Source organism: Vibrio sp. EJY3 (assembly GCF_000241385.1).
Taxonomy (GTDB): domain Bacteria; phylum Pseudomonadota; class Gammaproteobacteria; order Enterobacterales; family Vibrionaceae; genus Vibrio; species Vibrio natriegens.
The window spans coordinates 1743998-1756027 of the sequence record NC_016613.1 but is presented as its reverse complement, the minus strand read 5'-3'; the positions used below and the strand labels follow the sequence as shown (position 1 = coordinate 1756027).

Annotated in this window: 10 protein-coding genes; 6 read left to right on the top strand and 4 right to left on the bottom strand. The window is 46.9% G+C overall.

The annotated features are described in order from the left end of the window. Positions 1–61: 61 nt before the first annotated feature. From VEJY3_RS08010 to VEJY3_RS07995, 4 genes are all read right to left on the bottom strand, one after another. Positions 62–832 (bottom strand): sulfite exporter TauE/SafE family protein, encoded by a 771-nt coding sequence (locus VEJY3_RS08010; RefSeq protein WP_014231943.1) that lies wholly within the window; start codon positions 830–832, stop codon positions 62–64. Between the two features lie 143 nt (positions 833–975). Next, on the bottom strand, positions 976–2502 hold the full coding sequence (locus tag VEJY3_RS08005; protein ID WP_014231942.1) for a tripartite tricarboxylate transporter permease: 1527 nt from the start codon (positions 2500–2502) through the stop codon (positions 976–978). Between the two features lie 19 nt (positions 2503–2521). Continuing rightward, positions 2522–3016 carry a tripartite tricarboxylate transporter TctB family protein gene (locus VEJY3_RS08000; protein WP_014231941.1) on the bottom strand — a complete coding sequence of 165 codons (495 nt, stop codon included), beginning with the start codon at positions 3014–3016 and terminating at the stop codon, positions 2522–2524. Positions 3017–3263: 247 nt separating this feature from the next. Then, on the bottom strand, positions 3264–4235 hold the full coding sequence (locus tag VEJY3_RS07995) for a tripartite tricarboxylate transporter substrate binding protein (RefSeq protein ID WP_014231940.1): 972 nt from the start codon (positions 4233–4235) through the stop codon (positions 3264–3266). Positions 4236–4470: 235 nt separating this feature from the next. Between VEJY3_RS07995 and VEJY3_RS07990 the strand changes: the two genes are divergently transcribed. From VEJY3_RS07990 to prpF, 6 genes are all read left to right on the top strand, one after another. After that, positions 4471–4869, top strand: a complete 399-nt coding sequence (locus VEJY3_RS07990; RefSeq protein ID WP_014231939.1) for a GFA family protein — start codon at positions 4471–4473, stop codon at positions 4867–4869. Between the two features lie 267 nt (positions 4870–5136). Then, complete coding sequence (locus VEJY3_RS07985; protein WP_014231938.1) at positions 5137–5856, top strand: GntR family transcriptional regulator; 720 nt, start codon at positions 5137–5139, stop codon at positions 5854–5856. Between the two features lie 12 nt (positions 5857–5868). Beyond that, the gene (prpB, locus tag VEJY3_RS07980; protein ID WP_014231937.1) at positions 5869–6765 is read left to right on the top strand and encodes a methylisocitrate lyase; all 897 of its coding nucleotides are present in this window, start codon (positions 5869–5871) and stop codon (positions 6763–6765) included. 132 nt (positions 6766–6897) lie between these two features. Beyond that, complete coding sequence (prpC, locus tag VEJY3_RS07975) at positions 6898–8040, top strand: 2-methylcitrate synthase (protein ID WP_014231936.1); 1143 nt, start codon at positions 6898–6900, stop codon at positions 8038–8040. 191 nt (positions 8041–8231) lie between these two features. Next, positions 8232–10823: a Fe/S-dependent 2-methylisocitrate dehydratase AcnD gene (acnD, locus tag VEJY3_RS07970; protein WP_014231935.1), complete on the top strand. Its 2592-nt coding sequence runs from the start codon at positions 8232–8234 to the stop codon at positions 10821–10823. A 9-nt stretch (positions 10824–10832) separates the two neighbouring features. Continuing rightward, positions 10833–12029, top strand: a complete 1197-nt coding sequence (gene prpF / locus VEJY3_RS07965) for a 2-methylaconitate cis-trans isomerase PrpF (protein WP_014231934.1) — start codon at positions 10833–10835, stop codon at positions 12027–12029. The last annotated feature ends 1 nt before the right edge of the window (position 12030 follow it).

The following is a 12030-nucleotide window of genomic DNA, read 5'->3' as shown; positions in this document are numbered from 1 at the left end:
TTACAATACACAGAGCGCCATCGATTTGATGGCGCTTTTTTGTTTGAGAGGGACGGGTAGATTATGCGTAGATATCAATGAAAAAGTAGACGGTGATTGCAGTTGAAAAAAGTGCCACAAAATTGCGAACGTGATTCGGATTCAGTTGACGTGACACGCGGGCTGCGAGGTAGCCGCCCACTAACGTACCTGCCATGACGATGCTGCCTTTGCTCCAGTCGATAGAGCCATTCGCGACAAAAACAACGATAGCGACCAGTGAAACAGAGGTCGATACAAGCAGCTTCAATCCGTTCATTAAATTGATGTCCTGATGACCTGCGATCACCAGGTAACTCAGTACAATCACACCTAATCCCGCATTAAAAAATCCACCGTACGCAGCGACCCCAACTAAAAGAATGCCTAATGCGATTGCACCTAAAATACCGGCGTGTTTATGGTCTTTGGTTAAGGCTTTTATTGCCCTAGTTAAACGTGAGCCAAAGATAAACAGTAAGGTGGCAAACAATAATAGCCAGGGAATCGCTTCCAAAAACACGGACTCAGGAATATTCAGTAACAGGTAGGCACCAATGCCACCACCGATAAGGCTTAAGCTGATGGTAAACAGCAACTCTTGCTTATTCTTGAGGATCTCTTCTCTAAAGCCTATTGCACCACTAATGTAGCCAGCACAAGAGGCATAGGTGTTGGTGGCATTTGCGATGACGGGAGGAACACCAACTGCCATCAGCGCAGGAAAAGTGACAAAACTGCCACCTCCGGCAATAGAATTCATGATTCCTCCAATCACTCCGGCAGCGAATAACAACGTCAGTTCCAGCAGCATAAGTCTTCCTTGATTTTTGTTTTTATGTTTTATTTTTAAGGCGTTAACCCTACTGAACTTGATGCAAGAAAGATAGTAGCGAAAGGTCAAAGAAAAAAGCCACCGAGCTGGTGGCTTTTAGGAGTCAATCATGGGTATAAACTTTATTGTTCAACTTTGACTGGTTGAGCTCGTAGTTTCTGGAACAGTTTTACAAACAGTGGGCTGCCTAGTACCAGTACTGCCAATACCGTAAAGGTTAGAGTAATAGGACGTTCCCACAAGAAGCTCAACTCACCATCAGAAATCATCAATGCTCTGCGCAAGTTCTCTTCCATTAAACCGCCAAGGATGAAGCCAAGCAGTAACGGAGCAAGTGGGAAGTTTGCTAATCGGAGTGCGATAGCAGCCATCGCCACTAGTAGCATCACAAATACATCCATGGTATTGAACGAAACCAGGTATACGCCCGTGATTGAGAAGAACAAAATCATCGGAAGTAGTACTGTTCTTGGTACCGCCAGTAGTTTCGAGATATACGGAATCAGTGGCAAGTTCAGAATAACCAGTACGATGTTGCCAAAGTACATAGAGATAATCACTGACCAGAATACATCCGGGTGTTCCACAAACAGGCGAGGACCTGGCTGAATGCCGTAGGCGATCAATGCGCCTAGCATAATAGCGGTGGTACCTGAACCTGGGATACCCAATGTCAACAGTGGTACAAATGAGCCGCTTGATGCTGCGTTGTTCGCAGATTCTGGTGCTACCAGACCACGGATGCTGCCTTTACCAAACTCTTCCTTCTTGTCTTTTGGTGCCAGATTACGTTCCAAGCCGTAGCTTAGGAATGCGGCAATCGTTGCGCCTGCACCCGGAAGTACGCCAGTAAAGAAACCTAGAATCGAAGAGCGAATAGAAACAGGTGCCACTTCTTTAATTTCTTCTTTGGTAACTTTCATCGAGCCGATGTTACTTAGTTTGTCTTGCTCTTCGTTACTCGTATCTGCAGAAGGTTTTAGAATACCCATCAACGTTTCGCCTAGCGCAAAGGTCGCCATGGCAAGTAACAAGAAGCTAAAGCCATCCATCAAGTCTGTTAGTCCGAACGTAAAGCGTTCTACGCCCACGCCTTTATCGATACCGACTGTAGACAGCATCAAGCCAAGAATAGTCATCATCCAGGCTTTAATTACCTGACCTTTACCAGCGAATGCCGCTACCGCAGACAAGCCAAGAAGCATCAAGGCGAAGTAGTCTGAGGATTGGAAACTTAGCGACACACTTGCTAATGCAGGAGCCGCAACCAACAACATGATCGCCGATAGTGTACCGCCAGTGAAAGAAGAGTAAGCAGCTAGTGCTAATGCTTTACCCGCCTGACCTTTTTGCGCCATTGGGTAACCGTCAAATGCCGTTACCACCGTTGAAGAACAGCCCGGTGCGTTAATCAGAATTGAAGACGTAGAGCCGCCAAATACCGCACCGTAGTAAACGCCAGCCATCAAAATCAAACCAGAAGAAGGTTCGAGACCGTAAGTGATTGGGATCATCAACGCGATAGCTGAAATAGGCCCAAGACCTGGTAGCATCCCGATAAACGTACCAACGAAACAGCCAACAATCACCATCATGATGTTCATTGGCATTACCGCAGTGGATAAACCTTGTAAAATTCCATCTAACATAACTCTTTCCTTTCTTTGGTTACCAGATGGTAAAAATCAAACCAGGCTCAAGGTAGATATCTAAACCCTGAGTCAGCAATAAATAAAAGGCGATAACAAACGGGAAAGAAGCGCCAAATAAAATCGGCTTACGTCTTTCACCAAGTAAGTAAAAGCCTGCTAGAAGGAAGAAACCGGTTGCCAACACAAATCCCAGATAAGTTAGGCCAACGCCATATAGTGCCATTAACACTAAAAATGAGATCAGCAGCTTCCAGTTGAACGTCAACACAGCACCACTTTTCGTATCCGGCTGGCCGGTGACTAACAGTAAAAGTGCTAAACCGATACCGATGTACGTCAGAATTGTCGGCAATGTGCGAGCGGTGAACGGTTCATATTCATCTCCAGGAAACAATGCGATTTGAGAAGTTTGGAAACCGTAGCCCAGACAGAAAAGTAAAAAGATCATCGCACCGACGCGATCGCGGCAGAGCAAGTTTTCTTTGGTAAAAAAATTGGTTGAACGAGACATCTTCAACTCCTAACGAAGGTAGAAAAGACCGTATATGGGCGTTAATGAGCAAGGTGATTCATTAACAATTAAGCATTTCGCTGCTAGCCGATCCGCTTATCAATCTATAAACAAAGGAGTGTGTATGCCGAAATAATTGTCGACAATGCCCATACACGGTGAAACTTAGAGTGCAAATACAGGTGGGGCTAATACCAAATCAGGTTTCATTACTGGCTTGGTATTGGAGAAATAGCCCCGTTTACTGCTACTGAAGGAAACCTAATTCGCGCATTAGATCACCCATTTGCTTCTCTTGATCTTCAAGGAACGCGAAGAAATCTTTATCCGCTTTATAGTTGTCGATCCAGCCATTACGGTCACGAACGACTTGCCATTCATCCGTTTTGTACATCTTGGTAAATGCAGAATTCCATTCGTCGATTTTCTCTTGGCTGGTTCCTGGTGCAGCGAAGAAACCACGCCAGTTAGCAAAGACAGTTTCATTGCCGTATTCAGTCAGAGTTGGAATGTTTGGCGCTGCATCTAATCGCTTAGGAGCAGTAATAGCCAGCACTTTAACTTGTCCAGATTTAGACATTTCAAGTACTTCGCCTAAGCCAGTTGAAAGGAGTTGAGTTTCGCCAGAAAGTAGCGCAGCCATCGCTTTGCCGCCCGCATCGTAGCCGATGTAACGGACTTTACGTGCGTCAAAACCTTCGCCTTTAAATGCGGCCGCAATAACCAGGTGGTCCATTGAACCACGAGCTGAGCCGCCAGCGATCTTCACTTTACGTGGGTTTTCTTCAAACGCTTTTACTGCATCTTCCCAAGAGTTATATGGCGAGTCTGCAGACGCAACAATAGCACCGTAGTCTGCAACAGTTGCAGCAACAGGGGTTAGGTCACGGAAGGATTGTGGGAAAATACCGCTAAGAGATCGTACTACGATTGGTGTTGAGTTCACCATTAGCGTGTCTTCTTGGCGATCCGCCGTTTCAATCAAGTGAGCAATGGCTTTACCGCCGCCGCCACCAGATAGGTTTTGAAATGATACGGTTTCAACGATGTCTGATTTGATTAAAACATCACCCGTACCGCGTGCTGTCATATCCCAGCCGCCACCGGCACCACCAGGAATGAGGAAATGCACTTTTTCTATATCGGCAGCAAAAGCGTTAAATGAAAATGAAGCTGCGATGATAGATGCGGCGAGCGTTGGTTTGATTACCTTTAACATGTTCACGTTCCTTATGTGAGTGACTCTATTCTGTTGATGAGTCTTATTGTTGTTTCAGCATTGAATCTGAACTTTGTTGAAAGGTTAATTAAGTGTTAACGACATGTCTGCAAAAGGTAGATAAAGAGAATATTGGGCATAGTGGGGATTTTGTTCATAAAGTTCACGCCAGAACACGCGAAGTGAACAGAAACCAACCATAATAAACGCACCAAAATAGCAAAGGAGTGAAATGATGAGAGGGACATGTTTATGTGGTGCAATTGAAGTTATTGCAGAACCAAATAATGAAGTCAGCTTATGTCATTGTTCCATGTGCCGAAAATGGACGAGTGGGGCATTTCATGCGGTGCACTGTGGCTCAGACGTCACATTTAAAGGCTCGGAACCTAAGCGTTATCAGTCTTCTGAGTGGGCAGTAAGAGGTTTCTGTGGCGAGTGTGGCTCGAACCTGTTCTACCATTTGCTGTCCAGCAATGAGTACATCTTATCTGCGGGATTGTTCGACAACCCCAATTTTAATCTGACCTTGGAAATCTTTACCGACGAAAAACCGGGGTATTACGAACTCCATCCGGATTCCAAAACGATGACCGGACAACAAGTCTTTGAGCAATTTGAGCCCAAAGAATGACGCTGTAACTCAATAACTGTTTATCTACCCGCATGATTGTTATTAATAATCAGATAGATAACATCGAAGTAATTGTCGACAATTAAGATTTTCGTATGACAATTTTACCTATCATCCCGCTTATATTTCGTTTATATCCGATTTTTTAATAAGACCTTAGTCTAAATTGTCGACAATTTACTTGATTGTCGACACTTTGATCGTTTATTTTATATTTAGGTTAAGGAATTGTAGACATTTCGGTGTCATTGATGTGAGTGCCTGAATATGAACTCTGAGTTAAAAGCTCGTTATAAAGTGATAGCTTCTGAGAAAGAACACACCAAGTCTGAAACACTGACGGAGTCTTTGATAGAAGTTATCGTAAACGGTGATGTTGCGCCGGGGAGTAAAATCTCAGAGCCAGAGCTTGCCAGGAAATATCAAGTCAGCCGAGGGCCTTTACGTGAAGCGCTGATGCGTCTGGAAGGTTTGGGTCTGATTGAACGTATCCCTCATGTTGGAGCGAGAGTCACGACCTTTTCTCCAGAAAAGCTTATCGAACTTTACTCGGTACGAGAAGCGCTAGAAGGGATGGCAGCAAGGCTTGCGGCTCGCCATATTACACAAGAAGAGCTATTGAGCTTAGAAATGCTATTGTCGACACATTCGAAGCATATCGACCAGGTAGAAGGCTCTTCTTACTTCCACCAGCATGGTGACTTTGATTTCCACTATCGCATTATTCAGGCAAGCCGAAATAGCAAGTTGATTACTTTGTTGTGTGATGAGTTGTACCACTTACTGCGCATGTATCGTTATCAGTCACCACGTTCGCAATCTCGTCCAAACGAAGCACTTAACGAACACAAATATATTTTGGAAGCCATTCGTAATCGCGATGAAGAACTTGCAGAAATGTTAATGAGACGACACATCTCTGGGAGTCGAAAACTCATCCAATCGCAGATTATTCATACAGAAACTGAAAGTTTAGATAAAGACTAGAAGGAATTCGTCATGAGCTTAACACCGGGGGCGAAGTTCAGACTCGCCATTGAACAAAACAATCCGCTACAAATTGTCGGTACCGTTAACCCATACTGCGCCATGATGGCGAAAAACCTGGGGCATCAAGCGATTTACTTGTCTGGTGGCGGCATTGCAAATGCTTCATACGGTTTGCCAGACCTAGGCATCACCACACTCAATGACGTGTTGGTAGACGTTAACCGCATTACAAACGCATGTGATTTGCCATTGTTGGTGGATATCGATACGGGTTTTGGTGGTGCATTCAATATCGCTCGCACGATCAAACAAATGGAAAAAGCAGGCGCGGCTGCAGTACACATGGAAGATCAGGTAGCGCAGAAACGTTGTGGTCACCGTCCAAACAAAGCGATTGTTAGCCAGCAAGAAATGGTAGACCGTGTTAAAGCGGCGGTTGATGCGCGTAACGACGAAAGTTTCGTGATTATGGCTCGTACAGATGCCCTTGCGGTTGAAGGTATGGACAGCGCGATTGAACGAGCGATTGCTTGCGTGGAAGCGGGCGCGGACATGATTTTCCCAGAAGCGATGAACAAACTGGATCAATACCTACAGTTCTCAAATGCGCTTGAACAAGCAACGGGCAAGCATGTTCCGATTCTGGCGAACATTACCGAGTTCGGTGCAACGCCACTTTACGGATGTGATGAGTTGGCAAAAGCGAAAGTGGACATGGTGCTTTACCCACTCAGTGCTTTCCGTGCCATGAACAAAGCCGCAGAAACGGTTTACAAGCACCTGCTAGAAGTAGGCAATCAGGAAGCGCTGGTTGATTCTATGCAGACACGTAAAGAGCTATACCAGCACCTGAATTACCACGAATACGAAGACAAACTTGACCAGCTGTTCTCAGAAGGGAAATAGCGGGGAAGTAAAGAATAAACGGAAGCCCAAGAAAAGATAATCGGAATTTATCAAATCCAATAACGTGAAAATTGTCTGGTGAATAAAAACGCTCCAAAGAGAGCAAAGCCAGATAGAAAAGGAGTTCAAACAATGCCTCAAACTGAAGCAAAGAAAGCAGAGTTAGGTGGCGCAGGCCTACGTGGTCAAAGCGCTGGAAGCACAGCTTTATGTACTGTCGGTAAAACGGGAACAGGTCTTACTTATCGCGGCTACGATATTACTGACCTTGCCAATAATGCTCAATTTGAAGAAGTGGCGCACCTGCTGTTACGTGGTCACTTACCAAATCAACAAGAACTCGATGCTTACAAGACGCACCTGTTAAGTCTTCGTGGTTTGCCAACTGAGCTTAAACAAGCTCTTGAACTGATTCCTGCGACTGCGCACCCAATGGACGTAATGCGTACAGGTTGTTCAATGTTGGGTAACTTAGAGCAGGAAATGAGCTTTGATGAGCAGCTGCAATCAACGGAGCGTATGCTCGCGCTATTCCCTGCAATGATCTGTTACTGGTACCGCTTTAGTCATGACGGTGTACGTATCGACACTGAAGATCAGACTCAAGACAGCATCGGTGGTTACTTCCTGAAACTGTTGACTGGTAAAGAGCCAACGGAACTGCACAAACAGGTTATGCACTGCTCATTGATCCTTTACGCAGAGCATGAGTTTAATGCGTCAACATTTGCTGCACGCGTTTGTGCATCAACATTGTCAGACATCCACTCTTGTATTACTGCGGCAATCGGTACGCTTCGTGGTCCACTTCACGGCGGCGCAAACGAAGCGGCGATGGAAATGATTGAAGATTGGCAGACTCCAGATGAAGCAGAAGCGAACATCATGCAAATGCTTGCTAACAAAGACAAGATCATGGGCTTTGGTCATGCGATTTATCGCGAGAGTGACCCTCGCAACGCGTTGATCAAGCGCTGGTCAGAAGAGCTTTCTAAGCAAGTGGGTGACACACACCTATATGCGGTATCTGAGCGTGTTGAATCAGTGATGAAGCGTGAGAAAGGCCTGTTCTGTAATGCGGACTTCTTCCATGCATCGGCTTACCACTTTATGGACATTCCGACCAAACTGTTCACTCCGATATTCGTGATGAGCCGTTTAACGGGGTGGGCTGCACACGTGTATGAGCAACGAGCGAACAACCGCATTATTCGCCCAAGCGCAGATTATACAGGTCCAGACCATCAGGAATGGGTGCCTATCGAAAAACGCTAGCGCGTTACTCCTTCCTCTATGCGATTCTCTCCACATGGGGGAAGGAGTATTTCTCATCACAAAGGTGACTAGAACGACTACTACATCTCAAAAACAGTTCTCCAATCAAGTCTCCAAACAACTTTTCTAGAGTAACGTTTCTAGAGTGATGGGGAGAAGGCCAAGATGTACAGATTGAATGGAAGCAAACCATGAGCACAAATATTAATACCCAATATCGTAAGTCGCTTCCGGGGACTCAACTTGATTACTTTGATGCCCGCGAAGCCGTAAATACTATTTCTCCTGGAGCCTATGAAACGCTCCCTTATACCTCACGCGTTCTTGCCGAGCAGCTTGTACGACGCTGCGATCCAAACGTTTTAACCGACAGCCTTAAACAGCTTATTGAGCGTAAGCGTGATCTCGATTTCCCTTGGTACCCAGCACGTGTCGTATGTCACGACATCTTAGGCCAGACGGCTCTGGTTGACTTGGCTGGTCTTCGCGATGCGATCGCCGATCAGGGCGGTGACCCTGCAAAAGTAAACCCAGTGGTTGAAACACAGCTTATTGTTGACCACTCACTTGCGGTAGAACACGCAGGGTTTGAGCCGGACGCATTTGAGAAAAACCGTGCGATTGAAGAGCGCCGAAATGAAGACCGATTCCACTTTATTGAGTGGTGTAAAACCGCATTTGAAAACGTCAGCGTAATCCCAGCTGGTAACGGCATCATGCACCAAATCAACCTGGAAAAAATGTCTCCAGTGGTGCAGGCGAAGCAGGGCATTGCTTACCCGGATACCTGTGTAGGTACTGACAGTCACACGCCTCACGTTGATGCGCTTGGTGTTATCGCGATTGGTGTAGGTGGTCTGGAAGCAGAAACTGTAATGCTTGGCCGTCCATCGATGATGCGTCTGCCAGATATCGTTGGTGTAAAACTGACGGGTAAACGTCAACCGGGCATTACCGCAACGGATATCGTTTTGGCGATTACCGAGTTCCTGCGTAATGAGCGCGTTGTTTCTTCTTACCTTGAATTCTTTGGCGAAGGTGCACGAGACCTGACAATCGGTGACCGCGCAACCATCTCCAACATGACGCCAGAATACGGCGCAACAGCAGGTATGTTCTACATTGACGAACAGACCATCAACTACCTGAAACTGACTGGTCGTGATGAACAGCAAGTCGACTTAGTTGAGAAATACGCGAAACAAACCGGCCTTTGGGCAGATGATCTTGATACTGCAGTTTACGAGCGTGTACTTGAGTTCGATTTGTCATCAGTAAGCCGTAACATGGCTGGCCCTTCGAACCCTCACCGCCGTTTGCCTACTTCTGAGCTGGCACAACGTGGCATTTCTGGTGCTTGGGAAGAGAAAGAGGGTGAGTTGCCAGATGGCGCGGTGATCATCGCTGCGATCACATCGTGTACTAACACCAGTAACCCACGAAACGTCGTCGCTGCTGGCCTTGTCGCGAAGAAAGCCAATGAGCTTGGCCTTGTACGTAAACCTTGGGTGAAGTCATCATTTGCTCCAGGTTCGAAGGTTGCACGTCTTTACCTGGAAGAAGCAGACTTACTACCAGAATTAGAGAAGCTTGGCTTTGGTATTGTCGGTTACGCATGTACGACTTGTAACGGTATGAGCGGTGCGTTGGATCCAAAAATTCAACAAGAGATCATCGATCGCGATTTGTACGCGACAGCGGTACTGTCTGGTAACCGTAACTTTGATGGCCGAATCCACCCTTACGCGAAGCAAGCTTTCTTGGCTTCACCACCATTGGTTGTCGCTTATGCGTTAGCGGGTACTATTCGTTTTGATATCGAGCGTGATGCACTGGGTACTGACCAAAATGGTAACCCAATTCACTTAAATGATTTGTGGCCAAGCGACGAAGAGATCGACGCAGTTGTTGGTCAACACGTTAAACCAGAGCAGTTTAACCAAGTTTACATCCAGATGTTCAAACTGGATGACGCGGCGCAAAACTCGAATCCGCTATACGATTGGCGTCCGATGAGCACTTACATTCGTCGTCCTCCTTACTGGGAAGGTGCACTAGCGGGTGAAAGAACGCTGTCTGGCATGCGTCCTTTAGCGGTTCTTGGTGACAACATCACGACCGACCACCTATCGCCATCGAATGCGATCATGGCGAGCAGTGCGGCAGGTGAATACCTAGCGAAAATGGGCGTTCCTGAAGAGGACTTTAACTCTTACGCAACCCACCGTGGCGACCACTTAACGGCGCAACGTGCGACCTTTGCTAACCCGAAACTGTTCAACGAAATGGTGAAAGAAAACGGCGAAGTGGTACAGGGTTCTCTAGCTCGAATTGAGCCAGAAGGTCAGGTTGTTCGCATGTGGGAAGCAATTGAAACTTACATGAATCGTAAGCAACCACTGATTGTGGTAGCTGGCGCGGATTACGGTCAGGGTTCATCTCGTGACTGGGCTGCAAAAGGCGTTCGATTGGCAGGGGTAGAAGCAATCGTTGCTGAAGGCTTTGAGCGTATCCACCGCACTAACTTGGTTGGTATGGGCGTACTGCCACTGCAATTCAAACCAGGCGTTAACCGCAATACGCTAGAACTGGATGGTACGGAACTTTACGACGTAGTTGGCGAGATTAAGCCGGGCGCTGATTTAGCCTTGGTTATCACACGCAGCAACGGCGAAAAAGTCGACGTTCCTGTTACCTGTCGCTTAGACACCGCTGATGAAGTTCACGTGTATAACGCGGGTGGCGTACTGCAGCGTTTCGCGCAAGATTTCTTGGCGCAATAAGGAGTGGTTATGGAAAACAATACTCCGAATCAAATGAGCCAAATCAAAGTGCCGGCGACGTATATGCGTGGCGGCACGAGTAAAGGGGTCTTTTTCAACCTCGAAGATTTGCCTCAAGAAGCGCAAGTGGCTGGAGCCGCACGTGACAATCTGTTGTTACGTGTTATCGGCAGCCCGGATCCTTATGCGAAGCAAATCGACGGTATGGGTGGCGCAACCTCCAGTACTAGTAAAACAGTGATTGTTTCACGCAGCAGCCAAGACGATCATGACGTTGACTACTTATTTGGCCAAGTGTCGATCGATAAGCCATTCGTAGACTGGAGTGGTAACTGCGGCAATTTGTCTGCGGCAGTCGGTCCTTTCGCCATTCATGCTGGCTTGATTCCACAAGATCGCATTCCTGAAAATGGAATCGTAACTGTGCGCGTTTGGCAGGTGAACATCAGCAAAACCATCTTGATCCACGTGCCAATCGTCAATGGTTTCGTGCAAGAAACCGGCGAGTTTGAACTCGATGGCGTGACATTCCCAGCGGCGGAAATTCAAGTGGACTTTGTTGATCCGGCAGACGGCGAAGGCAGCATGTTCCCTACGGGTAATTTAGTCGATGATTTGGTGGTGCCTGATGTGGGCACCTTCAATGCCACGTTTATCAACGCAGGTATTCCGACCATTTTCATTGATGCTGAATCGATTGGATATCAGGGCACTGAGCTACAAGATGATATCAACAACGATGACACTGCATTGGCAATGTTTGAATCGATCCGTGCGCATGGCGCGTTAAAAATGGGTCTGATTTCTGAACTAGACGAAGCTCAGACACGCCAGCACACGCCTAAGATTGCCTTTGTATCGAAGCCGAAAAGCTACCTGTCTTCAAGCGGCAAAGCGGTGAATGATTCGGATATCGATGTGCTTGTCCGCGCCTTGTCGATGGGCAAACTTCACCATGCGATGATGGGAACAGCAGCCGTTGCTATCGCTTCAGCAGCGTGTGTTCCGGGAACGCTGGTTAACCTAGCAGCTGGTGGCGGTGAAAAAGAGTCGGTGACTTTTGGCCACCCATCAGGAACGTTAAAAGTTGGGGCACAAGCGAAGCAAACTGAACAGGGCTGGGTGGTGCAAAAAGCCATCATGAGCCGAAGTGCGAGAATACTGATGGAGGGATTTGTGCGTGTACCCTCCAATGTCTTTGAATAGA

Bases quoted from the DNA above. Each gene is read 5' to 3' on its own strand.
- VEJY3_RS07990 (WP_014231939.1), top strand. From the start codon at position 4,471: ATGAGAGGGACATGTTTATGTGGTGCAATTGAAGTTATTGCAGAACCA.
- VEJY3_RS08000 (WP_014231941.1), bottom strand. From the start codon at position 3,016: ATGTCTCGTTCAACCAATTTTTTTACCAAAGAAAACTTGCTCTGCCGC.
- prpC (WP_014231936.1), top strand. From the start codon at position 6,898: ATGCCTCAAACTGAAGCAAAGAAAGCAGAGTTAGGTGGCGCAGGCCTA.
- prpB (WP_014231937.1), top strand. From the start codon at position 5,869: ATGAGCTTAACACCGGGGGCGAAGTTCAGACTCGCCATTGAACAAAAC.
- prpF (WP_014231934.1), top strand. From the start codon at position 10,833: ATGGAAAACAATACTCCGAATCAAATGAGCCAAATCAAAGTGCCGGCG.
- VEJY3_RS08005 (WP_014231942.1), bottom strand. From the start codon at position 2,502: ATGTTAGATGGAATTTTACAAGGTTTATCCACTGCGGTAATGCCAATG.
- VEJY3_RS07995 (WP_014231940.1), bottom strand. From the start codon at position 4,235: ATGTTAAAGGTAATCAAACCAACGCTCGCCGCATCTATCATCGCAGCT.
- acnD (WP_014231935.1), top strand. From the start codon at position 8,232: ATGAGCACAAATATTAATACCCAATATCGTAAGTCGCTTCCGGGGACT.
- VEJY3_RS08010 (WP_014231943.1), bottom strand. From the start codon at position 832: ATGCTGCTGGAACTGACGTTGTTATTCGCTGCCGGAGTGATTGGAGGA.
- VEJY3_RS07985 (WP_014231938.1), top strand. From the start codon at position 5,137: ATGAACTCTGAGTTAAAAGCTCGTTATAAAGTGATAGCTTCTGAGAAA.